The sequence below is a fragment of the Pseudomonas chlororaphis genome (assembly GCA_001023535.1).
Classification (GTDB): Bacteria; Pseudomonadota; Gammaproteobacteria; order Pseudomonadales; family Pseudomonadaceae; genus Aquipseudomonas; species Aquipseudomonas chlororaphis_E.
This window is the reverse complement of sequence record CP011020.1, coordinates 2,931,829-2,954,098: the sequence shown is the minus strand read 5'-3', so window position 1 is coordinate 2,954,098 and position 22,270 is coordinate 2,931,829. Positions and strand designations below refer to the sequence as shown.

At 61.6% G+C, this 22,270-nt stretch carries 22 protein-coding genes; 15 read left to right on the top strand and 7 right to left on the bottom strand.

The window, feature by feature from the left end:
* Positions 1 to 2 precede the first annotated feature (2 nt).
* From VM99_13045 to VM99_13035, 3 genes are all read left to right on the top strand, one after another.
* Complete coding sequence (locus VM99_13045) at positions 3 to 1,163, top strand: sugar ABC transporter ATPase (GenBank protein ID AKJ98948.1); 1,161 nt, start codon at positions 3 to 5, stop codon at positions 1,161 to 1,163.
* A gap of 193 nt (positions 1,164 to 1,356) precedes the next feature.
* A complete protein-coding gene (locus VM99_13040) occupies positions 1,357 to 2,703 on the top strand; it encodes a porin (protein AKJ98947.1) in 1,347 nt (448 codons plus the stop codon).
* A 291-nt stretch (positions 2,704 to 2,994) separates the two neighbouring features.
* Entirely contained in the window at positions 2,995 to 3,849 is an 855-nt protein-coding gene (locus VM99_13035) for an aldose epimerase (GenBank protein ID AKJ98946.1), read from the top strand.
* Positions 3,850 to 3,988: 139 nt separating this feature from the next.
* Here VM99_13035 and VM99_13030 read toward each other — a convergent pair whose 3' ends face one another.
* Positions 3,989 to 4,858: a transcriptional regulator gene (locus tag VM99_13030; GenBank protein ID AKJ98945.1), complete on the bottom strand. Its 870-nt coding sequence runs from the start codon at positions 4,856 to 4,858 to the stop codon at positions 3,989 to 3,991.
* Positions 4,859 to 5,045: 187 nt separating this feature from the next.
* Between VM99_13030 and VM99_13025 the strand changes: the two genes are divergently transcribed.
* From VM99_13025 to VM99_13015, 3 genes are read left to right on the top strand one after another with little or no spacing between them, the layout of a single operon-like run.
* Positions 5,046 to 6,515 (top strand): glucose-6-phosphate dehydrogenase, encoded by a 1,470-nt coding sequence (locus VM99_13025; protein AKJ98944.1) that lies wholly within the window; start codon positions 5,046 to 5,048, stop codon positions 6,513 to 6,515.
* Entirely contained in the window at positions 6,502 to 7,215 is a 714-nt protein-coding gene (locus VM99_13020; protein AKJ98943.1) for a 6-phosphogluconolactonase, read from the top strand. Before VM99_13025 ends, VM99_13020 begins: the two co-directional genes overlap by 14 nt.
* Before the next feature lie 17 nt (positions 7,216 to 7,232).
* Positions 7,233 to 7,898, top strand: coding sequence for a keto-deoxy-phosphogluconate aldolase (locus VM99_13015; GenBank protein AKJ98942.1), 666 nt, complete (start codon positions 7,233 to 7,235; stop codon positions 7,896 to 7,898).
* A 227-nt stretch (positions 7,899 to 8,125) separates the two neighbouring features.
* Here VM99_13015 and VM99_13010 read toward each other — a convergent pair whose 3' ends face one another.
* Together VM99_13010 and VM99_13005 are read right to left on the bottom strand one after the other, a co-directional pair.
* Positions 8,126 to 9,313 (bottom strand): class V aminotransferase, encoded by a 1,188-nt coding sequence (locus VM99_13010; GenBank protein ID AKJ98941.1) that lies wholly within the window; start codon positions 9,311 to 9,313, stop codon positions 8,126 to 8,128.
* Between the two features lie 11 nt (positions 9,314 to 9,324).
* Complete coding sequence (locus tag VM99_13005; GenBank protein ID AKJ98940.1) at positions 9,325 to 9,561, bottom strand: hypothetical protein; 237 nt, start codon at positions 9,559 to 9,561, stop codon at positions 9,325 to 9,327.
* 203 nt (positions 9,562 to 9,764) lie between these two features.
* On the opposite strand from VM99_13005, the gene VM99_13000 reads away from it, so the two are divergent.
* The 4 genes from VM99_13000 (at position 9,765) to VM99_12985 (ending at position 13,524) form a co-directional block, all read left to right on the top strand.
* Positions 9,765 to 10,232, top strand: a complete 468-nt coding sequence (locus VM99_13000; GenBank protein AKJ98939.1) for an aldehyde dehydrogenase — start codon at positions 9,765 to 9,767, stop codon at positions 10,230 to 10,232.
* Between the two features lie 225 nt (positions 10,233 to 10,457).
* On the top strand, positions 10,458 to 12,458 hold the full coding sequence (locus tag VM99_12995) for a fusaric acid resistance protein (protein ID AKJ98938.1): 2,001 nt from the start codon (positions 10,458 to 10,460) through the stop codon (positions 12,456 to 12,458).
* Positions 12,445 to 12,651 (top strand): efflux system membrane protein, encoded by a 207-nt coding sequence (locus VM99_12990; GenBank protein AKJ98937.1) that lies wholly within the window; start codon positions 12,445 to 12,447, stop codon positions 12,649 to 12,651. The genes VM99_12995 and VM99_12990 overlap by 14 nt, the downstream gene beginning before the upstream one ends.
* Positions 12,652 to 12,660: 9 nt before the next feature.
* Complete coding sequence (locus tag VM99_12985) at positions 12,661 to 13,524, top strand: secretion protein HylD (GenBank protein AKJ98936.1); 864 nt, start codon at positions 12,661 to 12,663, stop codon at positions 13,522 to 13,524.
* A 97-nt stretch (positions 13,525 to 13,621) separates the two neighbouring features.
* On the opposite strand, the gene VM99_12980 is transcribed toward VM99_12985, so the two are convergent.
* Positions 13,622 to 14,092, bottom strand: coding sequence for a 3-hydroxybutyryl-CoA dehydratase (locus VM99_12980; protein ID AKJ98935.1), 471 nt, complete (start codon positions 14,090 to 14,092; stop codon positions 13,622 to 13,624).
* 42 nt (positions 14,093 to 14,134) lie between these two features.
* Complete coding sequence (locus VM99_12975; protein ID AKJ98934.1) at positions 14,135 to 15,079, bottom strand: alpha/beta hydrolase; 945 nt, start codon at positions 15,077 to 15,079, stop codon at positions 14,135 to 14,137.
* Positions 15,080 to 15,361: 282 nt separating this feature from the next.
* On the opposite strand from VM99_12975, the gene VM99_12970 reads away from it, so the two are divergent.
* On the top strand, positions 15,362 to 17,050 hold the full coding sequence (locus VM99_12970) for a long-chain fatty acid--CoA ligase (GenBank protein ID AKJ98933.1): 1,689 nt from the start codon (positions 15,362 to 15,364) through the stop codon (positions 17,048 to 17,050).
* Positions 17,051 to 17,417: 367 nt separating this feature from the next.
* Entirely contained in the window at positions 17,418 to 19,109 is a 1,692-nt protein-coding gene (locus VM99_12965) for a long-chain fatty acid--CoA ligase (GenBank protein ID AKJ98932.1), read from the top strand.
* Positions 19,110 to 19,297: 188 nt separating this feature from the next.
* On the opposite strand, the gene VM99_12960 is transcribed toward VM99_12965, so the two are convergent.
* Positions 19,298 to 19,675: a hypothetical protein gene (locus VM99_12960; protein AKJ98931.1), complete on the bottom strand. Its 378-nt coding sequence runs from the start codon at positions 19,673 to 19,675 to the stop codon at positions 19,298 to 19,300.
* Between the two features lie 195 nt (positions 19,676 to 19,870).
* Between VM99_12960 and VM99_12955 the strand changes: the two genes are divergently transcribed.
* From VM99_12955 to VM99_12945, 3 genes are all read left to right on the top strand, one after another.
* Positions 19,871 to 20,062 carry a hypothetical protein gene (locus VM99_12955; GenBank protein ID AKJ98930.1) on the top strand — a complete coding sequence of 64 codons (192 nt, stop codon included), beginning with the start codon at positions 19,871 to 19,873 and terminating at the stop codon, positions 20,060 to 20,062.
* Positions 20,063 to 20,236: 174 nt separating this feature from the next.
* A complete protein-coding gene (locus tag VM99_12950; GenBank protein ID AKJ98929.1) occupies positions 20,237 to 21,187 on the top strand; it encodes a ribonuclease BN in 951 nt (316 codons plus the stop codon).
* Positions 21,184 to 21,723, top strand: coding sequence for a peptide deformylase (locus VM99_12945; protein ID AKJ98928.1), 540 nt, complete (start codon positions 21,184 to 21,186; stop codon positions 21,721 to 21,723). Before VM99_12950 ends, VM99_12945 begins: the two co-directional genes overlap by 4 nt.
* A gap of 125 nt (positions 21,724 to 21,848) precedes the next feature.
* Here VM99_12945 and VM99_12940 read toward each other — a convergent pair whose 3' ends face one another.
* Complete coding sequence (locus tag VM99_12940; GenBank protein ID AKJ98927.1) at positions 21,849 to 22,265, bottom strand: GCN5 family acetyltransferase; 417 nt, start codon at positions 22,263 to 22,265, stop codon at positions 21,849 to 21,851.
* Between the last annotated feature and the right edge of the window lie 5 nt (positions 22,266 to 22,270).

Sequence of the window (22,270 nt, the reverse complement as noted above, 5' to 3'; positions counted from 1 at the left end):
TCATGGCAACGCTTGAACTTCGCAATGTAAACAAGACCTACGGTGCCGGCCTGCCGGACACCCTGAAGAACATCGAGTTGTCGATCAAGGACGGTGAGTTCCTGATCCTCGTCGGCCCTTCGGGTTGCGGCAAGTCGACGCTGATGAACTGCATCGCCGGCCTCGAAACCATCACCGGCGGCGCGATCATGATCGGCGACCAGGATGTCAGCGGCATGAGCCCCAAGGACCGTGACATCGCCATGGTGTTCCAGTCCTACGCGCTGTACCCGACCATGAGCGTGCGCGAGAACATCGAGTTCGGCCTCAAGATCCGCAAGATGCCCCAGGCGGCCATCGACGAGGAAGTCACCCGCGTGGCCAAGCTGCTGCAGATCGAGCACCTGCTCAATCGCAAGCCCGGCCAGCTCTCCGGTGGCCAGCAACAGCGCGTGGCCATGGGCCGGGCACTGGCGCGGCGGCCGAAGATCTACCTGTTTGACGAACCGCTGTCCAACCTCGACGCCAAGCTGCGGGTCGAGATGCGGACCGAAATGAAGCTGATGCACCAGCGCCTGAAAACCACCACCGTCTACGTCACCCACGACCAGATCGAGGCCATGACCCTGGGCGACAAAGTGGCGGTGATGAAGGACGGGATCATCCAGCAGTTCGGCACGCCGAAGGACATCTACAACAACCCGGCCAACCTGTTCGTGGCGAGCTTCATCGGTTCGCCGCCGATGAACTTCATCCCGTTGCGCCTGCAACGCAAGGACGGTCGCCTGCTGGCGCTGCTCGACAGCGGCCAGGCCCGTTGCGAGCTGCCGCTGGGCATGCAGGACGCCGGCCTTGAAGACCGTGAAGTGATTCTCGGCTTGCGTCCGGAACAGATCGTGTTGGCCGGCAGCGAGCCCAACGGCTTGCCGACCATCCGGGCGGAGGTCCAGGTGACCGAGCCGACGGGGCCGGACACCCTTGTATTTGTCAGTCTAAATGACACCAAGGTTTGCTGCCGCCTGGCGCCGGACCTTGCTCCGCAAGCAGGGGAAAATCTGACGCTTCAATTTGATCCTCAAAAAGTATTACTATTTGATGCGCAGACGGGTGAGCGCCTGGGTGTGGCGGGTCAGCCACAAGGCGAAGCTCGGGCGGCGAACGTGGCTCAGTTCAAGGGCCGCTGAGAAAGCAGTGTGGGAGCGGGCTTGCTCGCGAATGCAGTGTGCCATTTGGCATTTCTGGCGACTGATACAGCGCATTCGCGAGCAAGCCCGTTCCCACAGCAGAGCATGCGGTGGGTGGGGGACCATTCGCCGCAATCGTTGTAAACCGCGTTAGATAAAAACAGTTAATAACAATAAAGACGAGGATGTAGGGATGAAGAAGAAAAACAACACCCAGCTTATCTGCCAGTTGTCAGCCGTTGCGGCGATGATGCTGGCCGGTAGCGCACATGCGGCCGACGCGTTCAGCGCCGATTCGCAGTGGATGACGGGTGACTGGGGTGGTGAACGGACCAAGCTGATCGAGCAGGGTATCGACATCAAGGCTGACTACGTCGGTGAAGTGGGTGGCAACCTGCACGGTGGCTACAACAACGACAAGACGGCGCGCTACTCCGACCAGTTCGGCCTGGGCGTGGCGTTGGACCTGCAAAAGCTGTGGGGCTGGGATAACACCCAGGCCAAGATCCAGCTGACCAATCGTAACGGGCAAAACATCTCCAATGACCGTGTCGGCGATCCGCGTGCCGGCACCTTGAGTTCTTCCCAGGAAGTCTACGGCCGTGGCCACATGGTCCGTCTGACCCAACTGTGGATCAAGCACCAGTTCCTCGACGGCAAGCTGGACGTCAAGGCCGGTTACTTCGGCGAAGGCGAAGACTTCAACACCTTCCCTTGCGAATTCCAGAACCTGGCTTTCTGCGGTTCCCAGGTGGGTAACTGGGCGACCAACATCTGGTACAACTGGCCCGTCAGCCAGGCGGCGATCCGCGTGAAGTACAACCTCACGCCTGAGTTCTATGCGCAGATCGGTGCCTACAACCAGAACCCTTCGCAACTGGAGCACGGCAACGGCTTCAAGCTCAGCGGCAGTGGCACCAAGGGCACCGTCATCCCGGTCGAGCTGGTCTGGTCGCCGAAGGTCAACAACCTGCCAGGCGAATACCGGGTCGGTTACTACAAGAGCACGGCCGATGCCAATGACGTCCGTGAGGATGACAACGGTAACGACGCCGCGACCACCGGCAATGCCTATCGCAGCCATGACAGCAAGCACGGCTACTGGTTCGTGGCGCAGCAACAGCTCACCACTCACAACGGTGACGCGTCCCGCGGCCTGAACATCGCCGCCAACGCGACCTTCCACGACAAGGACACCAACGTCGTCGACAACTACCAGTCGTTGATGTTCGTGTACAAGGGGCCGTTCGATGCACGTCCCAAAGATGACATCGGGATCGGCTTCTCGCGTATCCATGTCAACGATGACGTGAAGAAAAACGCCGAGCTGACCAACGCTGCCAATGGCGTCAACGACTACAACGACCCGTTGTTCGCACCGCTGCGCAGCACCGAGTACAACTACGAGCTCAACTACGGTGTTCACGTCACCAACTGGCTGACCGTACGTCCCAACCTGCAGTACATCACCCACCCAGGTGGCGTGGATGAAGTCGACAACGCCCTGGTGGCCGGCCTGAAAATTCAGTCGGTGTTCTAACGTTGTTGCGATAAGCTCCTCTCTATGTGCGCATATTTGCGGACAGCCAAGGCTGTCCGCTTTTTTTTGGGGAGCACTCAATCGTTTGGTTGGACACCGAGCGCTGTGGCGAGGGAGCTAGCTCCCGCTGGGTTGCGAAGCGACCCCAAAACCATTCACTGCGGTGCGTCAGCCAGATCGCATTTGCCTCGTTTACGACTGCTTCGCAGTCGAGCGGGAGCAAGCTCCCTCGCCACAAAAGAGCGCGTCGCGAACAGATGAGCAATTCAATGATTTCCAGGACCGCGGCCCATGCATGAGCATCCGCTACAACGCTTTTTCAGATCCTTGCGCGAGCGCCCGGTGTTTGCCTGGGAGCGCTATCGGCAGCGCGATGTGCTGGTGATCGACCATCCGCTGTGCCAGGCGGTGTTCAGCCGCCAGGGCGCGCAGTTGCTGCATTTCCAACCCCGTGGCCAGAAACCCTGGTTGTGGTGTGCGGCCAAGTGGCCGCAAGTCGGTGCGATACGCGGCGGGGTGCCGGTGTGTTGGCCGTGGTATGGCCGCCATCCCAGTGAAAACGCCTGGCCGTCCCATGGCTGGGCGCGACTGATCGACTGGAAACTGCTCGACAGCCGCAGCGATGACGACGGCGTGCACCTGCACTGGCAGTTGCAACTGTGCGACTGGCAGGTGGACCTGCATGCCGACCTGGGTGAACGCATGGAGCTGCGCTTGAGCACCGAGCACCAGGACAGCCTGCCGTGCCAGTTGAGTCAGGCTTTGCATGCCTACTGGCGTATTGGCGATGTTGGTGAGATAGCGCTGTCTGGGCTGGAAGGTGCTCAAGGTTACGACCAGTTGAGTCGCGAGGTTTGCCAGCAGGAAGGTGAGTTGCGAGTCGACGGCGGTTGCCAGCGGGTGTTCCAGCATGAGGGCGAATTGCAGCTCAAGGATCGCGCCTGGCAGCGCGAACTGTGCATCGACACGGGCGACAGCGCCGACACCGTGGTGTGGCACCCGGGTGCCCGGCCATTGCTGGGGGTGAGCTGGGATGAGATCAGCGAGTTTGTCTGCGTCGAGGCCGCCAGTGGCGGCACCGACAGCCTGTGCCTGGCGCCGGGGGAGCGGGCTCACCTGAGTTTGCAGGCGCGGGTGGGGGCTTGATTCTGGAGGGGGGGGTGAGGCTGCCGGCCCCATCGCGAGCAAGCTCGCTCCCACAGGGGTTGTGAACGCCAAAGATCCAGTGTGGGAGCGGGCTTGCTCGCGAAGGCTGACTGACAGGCACCAAAGCACTCACGCCGAATCAGTTGAACTCATCCCCCACCGGATACCGGCTGGCGTTCAGGCTTTCCTTGATCTTGCGCAGGTGCGGCTGGAAATCCACGCCTCGGCGCAAGGTCATGCCGGTGGCGAGCACGTCCAGCACGGTGAGTTGGATGATCCGCGACGTCATCGGCATGTAGATGTCGGTGTCTTCGGGCAGCGGAATGTTCAGGCTCAAGGTGCTGGCCTTCGCCAGGGGCGAATTTTCAGCGGTCAGGCCGAGCACGGACGCTCCGTTTTCCCGGGCGATGCGTGCCACTTCCACCAGCTCGCGGGTGCGCCCGGTGTAGGAAATGATCACGAACAGTTCGCCGGTATGGGCCACCGACGCGATCATGCGCTGCATCAATACGTCGGCGTGGGCGGTCACCGCCAGGTTGAATCGGAAGAACTTGTGCTGGGCATCCAGGGCCACCGGAGCCGAGGCGCCGAGGCCGAAGAAGTGGATCTGTCGGGCCTGGATCAGCAGGTCCACGGCACGACTGATCAAATTTGGATCAAGGGCCTGGCAGGCGCTGTCCAATGAAGCAATGGCACTGCCGAAGATCTTGCGGGTGTAGGCTTCCGGGTTGTCGTCGGCTTCCACGGCGCGGCTGACATAGGCTGCGCCGCTCGCCAGGCTCTGGGCCAGTTGCAGCTTGAGTTCCGGGTAGCCGCTGACGCCGAACGAGCGGCAGAAGCGGTTGACGGTCGGTTCGCTGACCGAAGCGGCCTGGGCGAGGGCAGCGATGCTGAAGCGGGTCGCCTGCTGTGGGTTGAGCAGGATGATCTCGGCCACCTTGCGTTCTGCCTTGTTGAGTTCTTCAAGGCGAGTCTGGATCTGTTCCAGTAAATTTCGCACGCGGTCCATACAAGATTCCTAGAAAGACGGGTCTTTGGTACGACCCTTTGCGGTGGCCTATCCTACTGTTGGCTCCGACGGACCACCACTCGGAAACGGTATTTTCGGAAAATGTTGTGGTTATTACTACATTTTTCCTTGAGTGATGCCTTGAAAAAAGGTATTTGTAGCTTAACTTGATAAAAGAACAAACATCATGCATTCGATTACGGTTGAACCGTGCACCTTTGCCTTGTTCGGCGCGTTGGGCGACCTGGCCCTGCGCAAGCTTTTTCCTGCCCTTTATCAACTCGATGGCGCGCAATTGCTGCACGAGGATACGCGAATCATCGCGCTGGCCCGTGAACCCGGCAGCGAGCAGCAGCACCTGGCTTTCATTGCCACCGAACTGCGCCGCTACGTGGGCGACAAGGACCTGGACGAAGCCGTGGTCGAGCGCTTCCTGGCGCGACTGACGTACCTGCATGTGGACTTTCTCAAGGCTGACGATTACGTCGCCCTGGCCGAGCAGGCCGGTTCGGCCCAGCAGGTCATCGCCTATTTCGCCACCCCGGCGGCGGTGTACGGCGCGATCTGCGAGAACCTGGCCAAGGTTGGCCTGAGCGAAAACACCCGCGTCGTGCTGGAAAAACCCATCGGCTCGGACCTGGAGTCGTCGCGCAAGGTCAACGACGCGGTGGCGCAGTTCTTCCCCGAAAACCGCACCTACCGCATCGACCACTACCTGGGCAAGGAAACGGTCCAGAACCTGATTGCGTTGCGGTTCGCCAACAGCCTGTTCGAAACCCAGTGGAACCAGAACTACATCTCCCACGTGGAAATCACCGTGGCCGAGAAGGTCGGTATCGAAGGCCGCTGGGGCTATTTCGACAAGGCCGGCCAACTGCGGGACATGATCCAGAACCACTTGCTCCAACTGTTGTGCCTGATTGCCATGGACCCGCCGGCCGACCTGTCGGCCGACAGCATCCGTGACGAGAAGGTCAAGGTGCTCAAGGCCCTGGCGCCGATCAGCCCGGAAGGCCTGACCACCCAGGTGGTGCGCGGCCAGTACATCGCCGGCCACAGCGAAGGCAAGGCTGTGCCGGGTTACCTGGAAGAGCCCAATTCCAACACCCAGAGCGACACCGAAACCTTCGTCGCCCTGCGTGCCGACATCCGCAACTGGCGCTGGGCCGGCGTGCCGTTCTACTTGCGTACCGGCAAGCGCATGCCGCAGAAGCTGTCGCAGATCGTCATCCACTTCAAGGAACCGTCCCACTACATTTTCGCCCCTGAGCAGCGCTTGCAGATCAGCAACAAACTGATCATCCGCCTGCAACCGGACGAAGGGATCTCCTTGCGGGTGATGACCAAGGAGCAGGGCCTGGACAAGGGCATGCAATTGCGCAGCGGTCCGTTGCAACTCAACTTCTCCGACACCTGGCGCAGCGCACGGATTCCCGATGCCTACGAGCGGTTGTTGCTGGAAGTCATGAATGGCAATCAGAACCTGTTTGTCCGTAAAGATGAAATCGAAGCCGCGTGGACGTGGTGTGACCAGTTGATCGCCGGGTGGAAGAAGTCTGGCGATGCGCCCAAGCCGTACGCGGCCGGGTCCTGGGGGCCGATGAGCTCCATTGCACTGATCACGCGGGATGGGAGGTCATGGTATGGCGATATCTGAAGTGAAACTGCCCCAGGGCGTCAGCGCCCTCGAATTCAAGAGCCCGGTGTTGTTGGCCGAAGGCTTGGCCCTGAAGGTGGCCGAGCAACTGCGCGAGGCGATCGACGCGCGTGGCACGGCCGTGCTGGTGGTGTCGGGTGGTCGTAGCCCGGTGGCTTTTTTCCAGAGCCTGGCCAAGCAGACCCTGGACTGGTCGAAGGTGCTGGTGAGCCTGGCGGACGAGCGTTGGGTGCCGGTTGAACATGCCGACAGCAATGCCGGCCTGCTCAAGCGCTACCTGCTGCAAGGCGCTGCGGCCAAGGCCCAGTTCCTGAGCCTCTATAGCCCAAGCGCCAACCTGGAGGCGGCCGCCGAACAGGCCGATCGCCTGCTGGGCGAACTGCCGTCCATCGACGTGCTGGTTTTGGGCATGGGCGACGACGGGCACACCGCGTCGTTGTTCCCCGACAGCCCGAACCTGGCTCAAGCCCTCGATGCCCAGGGCACGCGTCGCTGCTGGCCGATGCTGGCGCCGACGGTGCCGCATCAGCGCCTGACCATGAGCCGTGCCTTGCTGGCCTCTGCGAAACACAAAGTGCTGTCGATTTCCGGTCAGTCGAAATTGACCACCCTGAGCGCCGCGGTGGCCGGTGACAACGTCGCCGAAATGCCGATCCGTGCGTTTTTGCAACCTACGTTAGAGATTTACTGGTGCCCATGAACCAAGGATCAGCCGCTATGACAAACCCATCCCCGACCGTTTCCATGGCGGACAAAGTTGCCCTGATCGACAGCCTCTGCGCCAAGGCGCGGATCCTGCCGGTGATCACCATCGCCCGCGAACAGGACATCCTGCCGCTGGCCGACGCCTTGGCTGCCGGTGGCCTGACGGCGTTGGAAGTGACCTTGCGTTCCCAGTTCGGCCTCAAGGCCATCCAGGTCCTGCGCGAGCAGCGTCCAGAGTTGGTGACCGGTGCCGGTACGGTGCTCGATCGCCATATGCTGGAGGCCGCCGAAGCGGCCGGTTCGCAGTTCATCGTGACCCCAGGCATTACTCGTGACCTGCTTGAAGCCAGCGTGTACAGCTCGATCCCGTTGTTGCCGGGCATCAGCAACGCCTCGGGCATCATGGAAGGCTATGGCCTGGGCTACCGCCGCTTCAAGTTGTTCCCGGCGGAAGTCAGTGGCGGCGTCGCGGCCATCAAGGCCCTGGGCGGCCCCTTCGGCGAAGTGAAATTCTGCCCGACCGGCGGCGTCGGTCCGGCCAATATCAAGAGTTACATGGCATTGAAGAACGTGATGTGCGTGGGCGGCAGTTGGATGCTCGATCCGGAGTGGATCAAGAACGGCGACTGGGCCCGCATTCAGGAATGCACCGCCGAGGCCTTGGCGCTGCTGGACTGATTCGACCGAACCTCGTTGGGTGCTCTACGGTTTTACGGTGCGCTTGGTCGGCGCACCGTTTTTTTTTGCCTGGGTTTTTATCGTCGCACAAAATTCCTGTGGCGAGGGAGCTTGCTCCCGCTGGGCTGCGAAGCAGTCCTGAACCTGTCACTGCGGTCCGCCAGGTCAATCTCATTGTGCCTTTTTGGGGCTGCTTCGCGGCCCAGCGGGAGCAAGCTCCCTCGCCACTAGGTACGGCTCAGTTCAAGCAGCGCTTGGGTCAACCGTTCGATATCACTCGCCAAGGTAATCAGCCCTGGGGTAATGCGGATGCAAGGCCCGGCGCTGGTTTGGCGCACCACGGTGAAGATCCCGTACTCGTCGAGCAATCGATCGGCCATCGCCTGCTGGTCGGTGTGGGCGGTGAAGCGCATGGCGGTGATGCCGCAATACAGGCGCCGATCGTCCGGTGTCATGACTTCGATGCCTGGCAGGTCGCGCACCGCCGTCACCCACAGGTCGCGCAAGTGGCACAGGCGCGCGCCCTTGGCCGAGGCGCCGCCCAGGGCGCGGTGCTCCTCGAACACCAGGGGCAGGGTGAGCAACGCCGGGATGTTGGGCGTGCTGTGGGGCGTGCGCGAGCGGATGTCACTGGCCGGATAGCTCCCTTCGTCCATGTCCGGGTCGATGTCGGCCAGCCGATGGGGGGCGATGTACAGGAACCCCAGGGCCAGCGGACCGCCGATCCACTTCTGCAAATTGAACCCGGCAAACTCGATTCCGAGCTTCTGCAGGTCGAAGTTGATCTGGCCCAGGGCGTGGGCGCCGTCGAGGATGATGTCGACCCCGAACTCCCGGGCGGTCTCGGCAATTGCCTGGACCGGCATCACCAGCCCGGTGAGGTGGTTGACATAGGTCAGCGCCATCAATTTGAGGCGAGGGTGCTGGGTGAACGCTTGGCGGTAAGTGCCCACCAGGCTCTCGTAGCTGGCGGGGTGCGGGTGGACGATTTCAATCAGTTCCACGCCGCGCTGGCGCGCCAGCCAGCGCATCGCGCTTTTGACCGAGGCATATTCCACGTCACTGATCAGCACCTGGTCGCCCGGTTTCAGGCCGTTGTAATTGCGAATCAACGTCTGCAGGGCGTCCACTGCGCTGGTGGCCAATGCCACGGCCTGGGGCGCAGCGTGGATCAACTGCGCGATCTGGCGGCGAATGGCTTCGCTGTGTTCAAGGTCGAAATGCTGGCGTACATACACCGAGTTTGTGCGGTTGATGAATTCGATGTTGCGTTGGTATTCCTCGACAACGGTGCGGGACATGCGCCCGAAGTAACCGTTTTCCAGGTTGAGCGGTGCACCAGGATCGACATCGTAGCGACCGACAAAGGTCTGCCAGAAAGCTTCATCGTGGGCGCGCAGCGTATTCTCGGGCATGGGAGACTCGGTCAATGGCGGGGCTTGGGTTTGCCGTGTTTGGCGCGCAACGGGTCGAGCAGGTCGGACAAACCGTTGTGGTCGATTTCCTGCATCAACGCCAGCAGGCCGCCCAGTTCGCCGTGGGGAAAACCTTCGCGGGCGAACCAATTCAGGTAAGGGCCGGGCAGGTCGGCCAGGATGCGACCCTTGTATTTGCCGAAGGGCATCTGGCGGGTGACCAGCAGTTCGAGCATTTGCGGGTTCATGGCATTCGTCTTCCTTCAACCAGCCTGGAAAATACAGGCATTCTGCATGCAGGCCAATTGACAGATCATGCAAATAACGCGGATACAGATTTCCGGTTAAATATTAACTGATTGATTTTATTGAATATTTATCTTGTTTTTGGCCTGGCACGGCCGATGCAATAGTCCTTGCAGGTTTTATTCACCAGCAAAGGAACTGAAAAATGACTGACATCAACAAAGAATCCATCTCCGTCCTGAACGACCTGATCGAGACCAGCAAAGATGGCCAGGAAGGGTTCAAGACCTGCGCAGAAGACATCAAGCACCCCGAACTCAAGGCGCTGTTCGTGAAGCGTTCGACTGACTGCGCGACGGCTGCTGCCGAACTGCAAGCGGCTGTACGTTCCCTGGGCGGCGATCCGGAAACCTCCACCAGCGTAGCCGGTGACCTGCACCGCCGTTGGGTCGACGTGAAGTCGATGTTCACTGGCAAGGACGAAGAGGCAGTGCTCAACGAAGCCGAGCGCGGCGAAGACCATGCCTTGAAGGCTTATCGCGAAGCCATCGAGAAAATCAACAAGCACAACCTGGTGGGCATTCGTGATCTGGTCGAGCGCCAGTACCACGGTGTGCAACGCAACCATGATCAGGTCAAGGCGCTGCGTAACCAGGCGCGTGCTGCCAGCTAACGCGCACGCCTGACCCAAAAAAACGCCAGCTTGCCTGGCGTTTTTTTGTGGGCGTCGTTTGGCGACAAGGGATCTCTTGCGCAGCGTCGCCGGTCAGAGAAAGTGTGTTGTGAAAATCAACGGTAATCGCCTATGGACTGAAGTAGTTAGCCAGCTAATAATTGCGCCTGCCGATTACCTGCATTCCATCTATCGTTACAACGTTCCCCCAGAAGAGTCTTTTGCGTGCCCATTACCTTCCAGGCCCTGTTCGCTCCCGACCGCCTCGCGTTGCAGTTCGCCATCAAGACCGTGCTCGGCGCCGGACTGGCCCTGTGGCTGGCGTTGCGCTTCGGGCTGGAGCAGCCGTCGTGGGCATTGATGACGGCGATCATCGTCGCGCAGCCGTTGTCCGGCATGGTCGTCCAGAAAGGCCTGGCACGCCTGCTCGGCACGCTGGTGGGCACGGTCATGTCCGTGGTGTTCATGGCCCTGTTCGCCCAGACACCGTGGTTGTTCCTGCTGGCCCTGGCGGTGTGGCTGGGCTTGTGCACGGCCTGTTCGACGTTGCTGCGCAGTGCCTGGTCTTACTCATTCGTGCTCGCCGGGTACACCGTGGCGATCATCGCCTTGCCGGCCATTTCCCATCCTTTGACCGTGTTCGACCAGGCGGTGGCGCGCTGCACCGAGATCAGCCTGGGGATCATCTGCGCCACGGCCGCCAGTGCCTTGCTCTGGCCGCTGCGGGTCGAGCGGCAACTGGCCGGGCAGGCTCGCGCCGCCTGGCAGAGCGGCATGCAGGCGGCCCGTGCCACCCTGGCGGGCGATGCCCAGGCGCGCAAGGGCTTGCTGGAAATCCTCGGCAAGATTGTCGCGGTCGACGCCCAGCGTGAACACGCCTGGTTCGAGGGCCGCCTGGGGCGGCAGCGGGCCCGGGCCATCAGCGGCTTGAGCCAGAAACTGTTGATGCTGCTGCGCATTTCCCGCTCGGTGCGTCGGCAGTGGAGGCAACTCGATCCCGTCGAAGCCCAGGCGCTCCAGCCGTGGATGGACGACGTGCAGCAAGCCCTCGACGGCGACAGCGCCACGTTGCAAGCGCTGCGCCCCCGGGTGTGGGATGCGTCCCACGATCCGCAGATCAGTTCGGCACAGAGTTACTGCCTGGCCAGGATCGCGTTGTTGCTCGACACCGCCCTGGCCGCCTGCGCGGCCCTGACGGCTGTGCAGGAGGGCAAGGCGGCGGTGGATCCGCCGCGCACCCTGGCGCCTCATCGCGACCTGTCCCTGGCGATGGTGTTTGGCGCGCGCAGTGCCCTGGCGTTCCTCGCCGTGGCCAGTTTCTGGCTGGCCACGGCCTGGCCTGCGGCCTCGGGCGCCCTGGTGCTCACGTGTGTGGTGTGCAGCCTGTTCGCCAGCCGCGAAAACGGTGCGCAGATTGGCATGAGCTTCCTGCGCGGTATTTGCCTGGCCGTGCCCACGGCGTTCGTGATCGGCGAGATCGTACTGCCGCAGTGGAGCAGTTTCGCCCTGCTCAGCCTGGCCATGGGCGTGCCTTTGTTTTTCGGCGCACTGGGCATGGCCAAGCCGCCGATCTTCGCCACCGCTACCTCGTTCTGCCTGCATTTCGTGGTGTTGGTCTCGCCGCTCAACACCATGAAGTACGACGTCGCGGCGTTCTTCAACAACGCCCAGGCGATGATGATCGGCGTGGGCGCGGCGGTGCTGGCGTTCAACCTGCTGATGCTGCGTGACCCGGCCTGGCACAGCCGGCGCTTGCTGGCGGCGACGCTCGATGATCTGGTGCGTCTGACCCATCGCAGCCTGCGTGGCGCCGAGAGCTGGTTCGGCGGGCGCATGGCTGACCGACTGTTGCAACTGGCGCGGCATTACCCGGAGTTGCCGGTGCAGGCCCGCAGCCGTTGGGACGACGGCTTGCTGGGCCTGGACATTGGCGATGAGCTGTTGCACCTGCGCCTGAGCCTGGCCGTCGCCCAGGTGTCCGAGCAGCAGGCGCAGCAACGTTACTTCGCTGCCTTGGAGCACACGCTCGAACGCGGGCCGGCCGGCGATCGGGCCGACGCCCTGGCGACGGCGAGCGCCGAATTTCTTGAGGTGTTGGCGGCCCAACCCGCCAGTGATGCGCTGAAACTGGCCCAGGGCGCGGTGGTGCAATTGCAGAACAGCTGGCGCGCCTGGTGCCGCCAGCATGAACCTGAACGACGGGAGCACAGCCATGGGCTTGCGTGAGTGGACGATTGGCGGGGTGTTGCTCAGTCCGTTCCTGATTTACCTGGTGTTGGCGCTGCTGGTGACCGGCGCGCTGCGCCTGTTGCTCGGCCTGCTGCCGGTCGGGCGCTGGATCTGGCATGAAGCCTTGTTCGACTGCGCCCTCTATGTCTGTGTCCTGACTGTCATTACCGTGGTCCTCGGGCCGCTATAGGAGTTGAACATGCGTACCTCCGTACGTGTCGCCGTCACGCTGTGCGTGGTTGCCGTGGCGATCTTCGCCGGGTTCCACCTGTGGCAGTACTACATGCTCACCCCCTGGACCCGCGATGCGCGGATCCGTGCCGACGTGGTGGTGATTGCGCCCGACGTGTCGGGTTGGGTGCGCGAGCTCAAGGCGGTGGATAACCAGCAGGTCAAGGCCGGCGATCTCTTGCTGAGCATCGACCGCGAGCGTTTCGAGGCGGCGGTGGAAAAAGCCCATGCGGTGGTCCAGACCCGCCAGCAGCAACTGAGCCTGCGCGAACACGAAGCCAGCCGCCGCGCCGCCCTGGGGCCACAGGCCATCAGCGCCGAGCTGCGGGAAAACGCCCAGATCAACGCCGGCATCGCCCGCGGCGAATTGCGCGAAGCCCAGGCCGAAGCCAAGGTTGCCGAGCTCAACCTGGCCCGCAGCCAGGTCCTGGCCCCCCGCAGCGGCCACATCACCAACCTGCGCCTGGCCGAGGGCAACTACGTGAACGCCGGGCAGCCGGTCATGGCGTTGATCGATGACTCGACCTTCTATGTGCAGGCTTACTTTGAAGAAACCAAACTGCCGAGGATTCGCGTCGGTGATCTGGTCAAGGTCTGGCTGATGAGCACCGACCATGCATTGCAAGGCCACGTCGAGAGCATCAGCCGGGGCATCACCGACCGCAACACCAACCCCGATGCGCAACTGCTGGCGGAGGTCGAGCCGACGTTCAACTGGGTGCGCCTGGCCCAGCGGATCCCGGTGCGGATCAAGTTGGACAAGGTACCGGAAGGGGTGAACCTGAGTGCAGGGATGACGGCGAGCGTGCAAGTGCGCGAAGACCTGCCATAGTCCGTCGCGCACGAACCTTGTGGCGAGGGAGCTTGCTACCTCGCCACAAGAGATGCGGTGCTTCATTCAATCCGCTGGGGCTGATCGCTTCAGCGAATCAACCGACAGTAATCGCCGGCAGCGTCGGCAAGGTCACGGTCTGTTGCTTGCGCGGGGCGAGGATTTCGGCTTCGCCGTCCACCACCAGCTCATCACGCTGATTGAACACGCGGGTCGCGATGCGCACGCGGAATTTCGGCAGTTTCTCGAGGATCTCCAGGCGCACGGTCAGGGTGTCGCCGATCTTCACCGGTTTCTGGAAGCTCATCTGCTGGCCGATGTAGATGGTGCCCGGCCCAGGCAGCTCGCAGGCCACCGCCGCGCTGATCAGCGCACCGCTGAACATGCCGTGGGCGATGCGTTCCTTGAACATGCTGGCCGCGGCGAATTCGGCGTCCAGGTGCACCGGGTTGTGGTCGCCCGACATCGCGGCGAACAGCTGGATATCGCGTTCTTCCACGGTCTTGCTGTAGCTGGCGGTCTGGCCGACTTCAAGGGCTTCGTAAGGGATGTTGGTAACCTGGGTCATGTGTCTTGAATCCTGTGACGGGTAAAGGAAAACGCTGGAGACCTACTCGCTGCGTGGCGGCCGCTTGTGGCTGAGGGCCTGGGCAATCCAGGCCAGTACGTCGGCGGTCACTTCATCGCGGTTGGTTTCATTGAACAGTTCGTGCCGGGCCTGCGGGTAGATCGTCAGTTGCAGGTGCTGGCTGCCTGCGGCGCGCAAAGCGTCGGCCAGATCCTTCAGACGCTTGCCTTGGCTCACCGGATCACATTCACCACCGATCACCAGCAGCGGCAAGCCCGGATCGATCTGGGCGAGATTGGACGCTTTGCTGATTTGCTGCAACCCGCCGAGCAGATCGACCCACAGCTGGTTGGTGCAGCGAAAGCCGCACAGGGGGTCGTGCACGTACTTGTCGACTTCCGCCGGGTCCCGGCTGAGCCAGTCGAAAGCGGTGCGCGTGGGCTTGAAAGGCTTGTTGAAACTGCCGAACGACAGCCACTCGATCAACGCACTGCGCCCGGTGGCACCCTGGCGCCGACGCTCGAAACGCGCGATCAGGCGCGCGGCGCGGTAGAGCGCCACGGGCTGGAAGTTGGAACCGCTGAGGATCGCCCCATGCAGGCTGGCGCTGTGGTGCAGCAGGTAGCCCTGGGCGATGTAGCTGCCCATGCTATGGCCGAGCAGCACGATTGGTGTGTCTGGATGTTGCTGGCCGATGTGATGGTTGAGGCTCGCCAGGTCGCCCACGACCTTGGCCCAGCCGTCCTGGTCCGCGTAATGCCCGAGGGTCGCTCCGTCGGCGGTGCGTCCGTGGCCGCGCAGGTCCGGGGCGTAGACGCCATAGCCCTCATCGCACAGCGCCTGGGCCAGGCGCGCATAGCGGCCGCTGTGTTCGGCCATGCCATGGGCCAGCAGGATGACCGCCACCGGCGCGGCATCGGGCAGCCACTGGTTGACGAACAGACGGCTGTGGTCGGTTGCGGTCAGCCAGAACGTTTGGTGGATCATGGCGGTTCCTTGGCACGATGTTGCTCAATGGTATAGCCCATCCGTTGCGTCTCGCCTGATCAGGCGACGCTTTCGTGTCTATGTGGTCAGTTCTGTCAGTCACTTCGGCGCCAGAAGCTGAACTCACCACACAAACCACTAGGCAGGAAGATTCACACGATCTATGACGCAGGTTGCCATATTTGCCTGATTGACCATAGCTGCTAGTGTCCCAGAAGCTCCGCCTCTGCAAGCGATACAGATGCGGTCCCCGGATACGCTCAGGTAAAGAGGACAAAAACAATGCAGCCTGATTTCTGGAATGACAAGCGCCCGGCCGGCGTGCCCCAGGACGTCGACCTCGGCGCCTACAAGTCGGTCATCGAGGTGTTCGAGCGTTCCTGCAAGAAGTTCGCCGACCGCCCGGCGTTCAGCAACATGGGGGTGACCCTCACGTATGCCGAGCTCGAGCGCTACAGCGCGGCGTTTGCCGGCTACCTGCAAGCCCATACCGACCTGGCGCCGGGCGATCGCATCGCGGTGCAGATGCCCAATGTCCTGCATTATCCGATTGCCGTGTTCGGCGCTTTGCGGGCCGGTCTGATCGTGGTCAACACCAACCCGTTGTACACCCCGCGGGAAATGCGCCATCAGTTCAAGGACTCCGGTGCCCGCGCGCTGGTGTACATGAACCTGTTCGGGCAGAAGGTCCAGGAGGTGCTGCCCGATACCGACCTGCAATACCTGATCGAAGCCAGGATGGGCGACCTGATGCCTGCGGCCAAGGGCTGGCTGGTCAACCTGATGGTGAACAAGGTCAAGAAAATGGTCCCGGACTATTCGCTGCCCCAGGCCATTTCGTTCAAGAGTGCGTTGCGCCTGGGACGCGGCCAGCCGATCAAGCCGCTGAAGGTCAGCCTCGATGATGTGGCCGTGCTGCAATACACCGGCGGCACCACCGGGCTGGCGAAGGGCGCGATGCTGACCCACGGCAACCTGGTGGCGAACATGCAGCAGGCCCGGGCGTGCCTGGGGCAGTTCGGCGACGATGGCCATCCGCTGATGCGCGAAGGCCAGGAGGTGATGATCGCGCCGCTGCCGCTGTACCACATCTATGCCTTCACGGCCAATTGCATGTGCATGATGGTCACCGGCAATCACAACGTCCTGATCACCAATCCGCGGGACATCGGCGGCTTCATCAAAGAGCTGAAGCACTGGCGATTCTCGGCGCTGCTGGGGCTCAACACGCTGTTTGTGGCGTTGATGGACCACCCGGACTTCAAGACCCTGGATTTCTCCCACCTCAAGGTCACCAATTCCGGTGGCACCGCGCTGGTCAAGGCCACCGCAGAGCGTTGGGCGCAGCTCACCGGATGCCGCATCACCGAAGGCTACGGCCTGACCGAGACCTCGCCCGTGGCCTGCACCAACCCTTATGGCGACAAGTCGCGGCTGGGCACGGTGGGCTTGCCGGTGCCAGGCACGCTGATGAAGGTGATCAGCGACGACGGCATCGAGCAGCCCTTGGGCGAACGTGGCGAGTTGTGCATCAAGGGCCCGCAGATCATGAAGGGCTATTGGAACAAGCCCGAAGCCACGGCCGAAGTGCTGGACAGCGAAGGCTGGTTCAAGTCCGGCGATATCGCGGTGATCGACCCGGACGGATTCGTGCGCATCGTCGACCGCAAGAAGGACATGATCATCGTCTCCGGTTTCAACGTGTACCCCAACGAGATCGAAGACGTGGTGATGGCCCATCCGAAGGTGGCCAACTGCGCGGTGATCGGCGTGCCGGACGAACGTTCGGGGGAGGCGGTGAAACTGTTCGTGGTGGCGCGCGAAGCGGGCGTCAGCCTGGAAGAGCTCAAGGCCTACTGCAAGGAGAACTTCACCGGCTACAAGATCCCCAAGCACATCGTGCTGCGTGAGTCGTTGCCGATGACGCCGGTGGGCAAGATCCTGCGTCGTGAGTTACGCGACATCGCCTGAGGCCCGAGAAGCCCAATAGCCCTCTGTGGGAGCGAGCCTGCTCGCGATGGCGATATATCAGTGACAGAGATGCTGACTGATACACCGCCATCGCGAGCAAGCTCGCTCCCATCGTTTTCTGGGTATTCAGGGCGATTCAGTTCAGGCTAGAATTTTTACTCTAAAAATGACCATTGAATATTCTTGAGTCATGTTTGTGACTGTGGGGGCCACTTTTGGCCCTAGGCGACCCTCGGCAAAGCTGCTACTCTCGGCGCGCTTTTGTGACTTCTCGGCCTTGATTCAAGCCAGATTCACCAACAAACACACACCAATAATAATCGCATCAAATGCGGTGAGAATTCGCGTTGCTGAGGAGTGGGCTTCCATGATCGAAGACTTTTGGAAGGATAAGTACCCAGCTGGGATTGCTGCCGACATCAATCCAGACGAGTATCCGAATATTCAGGCGGTGTTGAAGCAGTCCTGCCAACGCTTCGCCAACAAGCCGGCATTCAGCAACCTCGGCAAGACGATCACCTACGGTGAACTCTACGAGTTGTCCGGGGCCTTTGCCGCGTACCTGCAACAGCATACCGATTTGCAGCCCGGCGATCGAATCGCCGTGCAGTTGCCCAACGTCCTCCAGTACCCGGTGGCCGTGTTCGGTGCGATCCGCGCCGGGCTCATCGTGGTCAATACCAACCCGCTGTACACCGCGCGGGAGATGGAACACCAGTTCAACGACTCCGGCGCCAAGGCGCTGGTGTGCCTGGCGAACATGGCGCACCTGGCCGAGGCCGTGGTCCCCAAGACGAGTGTCAAGCACGTCATCGTCACCGAAGTGGCCGACCTGTTGCCGCCGCTCAAGCGCCTGTTGATCAACAGCGTGATCAAGTACGTCAAGAAGATGGTCCCGGCCTATCACTTGCCCAAGGCCGTCAAGTTCAACGATGTGCTGAGCAAGGGCCACGGCCAGCCGGTGAGCGAAGCCAACCCTTCCAGCGATGAGGTGGCGGTGCTGCAATACACCGGCGGCACCACCGGCGTGGCCAAGGGCGCGATGCTGAGCCACCGCAACCTGGTGGCGAACATGTTGCAATGCAAGGCGCTCATGGGCTCGAACCTCAACGAAGGTTGCGAAGTGCTGATCACGCCGCTGCCGCTGTACCACATCTATGCCTTCACCTTCCATTGCATGGCGATGATGCTGATCGGCAACCACAACATCCTGATCAGCAACCCGCGCGACCTTCCGGCGATGGTCAAGGAACTGTCCAAGTGGAAGTTCAGCGGCTTCGTCGGCCTCAACACACTGTTCGTGGCGCTGTGCAACAACGAGGCGTTCCGCAAGCTGGACTTCTCGGCCCTCAAGGTCACCTTGTCCGGCGGCATGGCCCTGCAACTGGCGGCGGCCGAGCGCTGGAAAGCGGTGACCGGATGCCCGATCTGCGAAGGCTATGGCATGACCGAGACCAGCCCGGTCGCCACGGTGAATCCGATCCAGAACATCCAGGTCGGCACCATCGGTATTCCGGTGCCTTCGACCTTGTGCAAGGTGATCAACGACGCGGGCGTCGAACAGCCGTTGGGCGAAATCGGCGAATTGTGCGTGAAGGGGCCGCAAGTGATGAAGGGCTACTGGCAGCGCCAGGAAGCCACCGACGAAATCCTCGACAGCGAAGGCTGGCTCAAGACCGGTGACATCGCGCTGATCCAGCCCGACGGCTACATGCGCATCGTCGATCGCAAGAAGGACATGATCCTGATCTCCGGTTTCAACGTGTACCCCAACGAGCTGGAAGACGTGCTGGCGACGCTGCCGGGCGTGCTGCAATGCGCGGCCATCGGCATTCCGGACGAGAAGTCCGGTGAAGCGATCAAGATCTTCATCGTTGCACGACCGGGCGTCACCTTGACCAAGGAGCAGGTCATGGAGCACATGCGCGCCAACGTCACCGGCTACAAAGTGCCCAGGGCCGTGGAGTTCCGCGATGCCTTGCCGACCACCAACGTGGGCAAGATCCTGCGGCGCGAGCTGCGTGATGAAGAGCTCAGGAAACTGGGTGTGAAGAAGTAAAAAGCTTGTACACAAAAAGCCCCGCATGAGCGGGGTTTTTTATTGGGCGGTGATCTGGAGTCGACCGCCGTTGTGGCGAGGGGATTTATCCCCGCTGGGCTGCGAAGCAGACCCAAAAAGCGAGGGCCGCTTCGCGCCCCAGCGGGGATAAATCCCCTCGCCACAATGGGTTGTTCGTCAGCAGTTGGCTACACCCTGAACTGCGCAAAATCCAGGTTGGTGCCCCCCGGCCGCATGTCTTGCAGGTACGAATCCTTGTCCGCGCTCAACTCCAGGCTCAGGGCTGCCTTGCGCTTGCCTTGGTTGCGTACTTCCAGGCCTTCCATTTTTTCGCGCAGGAACACCGTCGGCACTTTCAGGTGCAGCAACTGGTCGGTGGCCGGGGTGTGCAGCAGCAGGTGGATCCATTCGTATTGCCCGATGGCCAGGCGCGTCACCGGGAGGTTGAACCAGAAAATGTTGCGGTTGCGGTTCAATTCGCTGAAGTGGCAGTTGTTGACGCCCAGTACGGCGCCGCCCAGTTCCTGGTTCCTGCGGGCAATGGCCTGCTTTTTATCGAGTTTCATAACGTTCCTACGGGGTTGGAGCTTCAAGCCGCAGCCTGAATACGTGGGGCATTCTCGGGGGTTGCTCGGCAAACATAAAGCGCAACCTGCATTTGCCGATCAAATGTGCCGTTGAAAAAAATGAAACTCCCCGCAAACGGCCCCGGTCAACCCTATGTAATGACTTTTCGTAGCGTTGTTCACAGGAGACACATCATGGGTAGCACGAGCGATAAAGTGAAGGGCGTTGCCAACGAAGCCGTCGGCAATATCAAGCAAGGCGTCGGCAAGGCCACCGACAATGACCGCCTGCGCGCCGAGGGCGTGGTCCAGGAGAAGAAGGGCGAGGTCCAGCAAAACGTGGGCAAGGCCAAGGACGCGCTCAAGAAAGGCGTCGATAAAGCGTAACCGGCCCGCTGGAAAAACGATTGGAACGGCCATCTGCGGGTGGCCGTTTTCGTGTCGGCTCGAACTTGCGCCGGGGAAATTGTTCCAAAAGTCGCCAAACAGGTTACTTTGTCTGGCATAACAACCCATGAGTCGCCAAGCGACCTTCCTTTTTTGCGGCGAAAGGAGACGCACATGATGTTCCCGGCCATGAAAGGCTTGCCCTTGCATCGTGTGATGATGCGCACCGTGACCGAGTTTCTCGACGACGAGATGTCCACCTATGCGTCGGCATTGGCCTATCAGATGCTGTTTTCGCTGTTTCCCTTCATCCTCTTCCTGATCGCGCTGATCGGTTTCCTGCACCTGCCGGACTTCTTTTCCTGGCTGCGCCTGCAGTCGGAACTGGTGCTGCCGCCCCAGGCCCTGGAGCAGGTCAACCCGGTGATCGACCAGCTCCAGCAATCCAAGGGCGGGTTGCTGTCGGTGGGTATTGTCATTGCCTTGTGGACCGCCTCGGCGGGCGTGCGGCTGATGATGAGCGCCATGAACGCTGCCTACGACGTGGTGGAAGGCCGTCCGGCCTGGAAGCGTTTCCCGCTGTCGATCTTCTACACCGTGGGCATCGCCGGCATGTTGCTTATTGCGGCGGCGCTGATGGTTCTCGGGCCACAGGTGATGGAGTGGATCGCGGCCCAGGTCGGGCTGGAGGAATTCATCGTCACGCTCTGGACGATCGTGCGCTGGCCGGTGATCGTGATTTTGCTGATGGTGGCGGTGGCGTTGATCTATTACGTGATGCCTGACGTCAAGCAGGAGTTTCGCTTCATCACGCCGGGGTCGGTGCTGGCGGTGGTGGTGTGGATCATCGCTTCGCTGGGCTTTGCGTTCTACGTCAAGACCTTCGCCAACTACAACGCCATGTACGGCAGCATCGGCGCGATCATCGTGCTGTTGCTGTACTTCTACATTTCTTCGGCGGTGCTGTTGCTTGGGGCGGAAATGAATGCCGTCATCGAGCACATGTCCACCGAGGGCAAGGACCCGGGTGAAAAACACCCTGGCGAGCACGAGAAACAGCATGTGTCGGGCCTGGGCCGCGACCATTCCATCCCTCACCCCCACCCCGATGAAGCCCGACCATGATTCGCGAAATCCTGAAGATGGGGGACGAGCGCCTGCTGCGCATTGCCCCGCCCGTGCCACCGGAGATGTTCGACTCGCCGCAGCTGTGGCAGTTGATCGATGACATGTTCCAGACCATGGAAAGTGTCGGCGGCGTTGGCCTGGCGGCGCCGCAGATCGGCGTGGACCTGCAGTTGGTGATCTTCGGCTTCGAGCACAGCGAGCGATACCCCGACGCCGAGGCCGTGCCGCAAACGATCCTGATCAACCCGCTGATCACCCCGCTGGACCCGCAGATGGAGGAAGGCTTCGAAGGTTGCCTGTCCGTGCCGGGCCTGCGCGGCGCCGTGGAGCGCTATCGGCACATTCGCTACGAAGGATTCGACCCCAAGGGCCAGCCCGTCGTGCGTACGGCCTCGGGGTTTCACGCGCGGGTAGTCCAGCATGAGTGCGATCACCTGATCGGGCGCCTGTACCCGTCGCGCATCAGCGACTTCAGCAAGTTCGGCTTCACCGAGGTGATGTTCCCGGACCTGGACCCTGCGGCCGACGACTGACTGGAGCCGACACAGTCCCTCTGTGGGAGCGAGCTTCCTCGCGATAGCGGTGTGTCGGTCACAGTCGAATCACAGACCCGACGCCATCGCGAGCAAGCTCGCTCCCACATTGGCCTGTGTTGCCATTAAGAAGGAGGCACCAACCCCATCGCAATCATCGGCTTGCTGCGCGCATACCGGCTCAATCGCTCCGCCATCGCATAGGGCAGGGCCGGGTCGAAGCTGAATCCGCGTCGTTCATAAAATTCACGCAGGTCCGGATGGCAGAACAACCACACCGGCGCTTGCACGGCCTTCACCGCCTCGGCGATCAACCGCGCCGCGATGCCTTGGGCGCGGTAGGCCGGGTCGACAAACAATCCGGTCAACCAATGCCCACCTGCTACCTGCCGCAGGCACAGGGCGGCGACGATGTCGTCCTGGCGCGCTACCCACAGCTGTGCGTCACGCACCGCCTTCATTGAGGATTGGTGGGCGCGGTAGAACTTGTTCATCAGCGGCCATAGCGGTTCGTCGAGCAGCGTGTAGTGGATTTCAGGCATGGCAG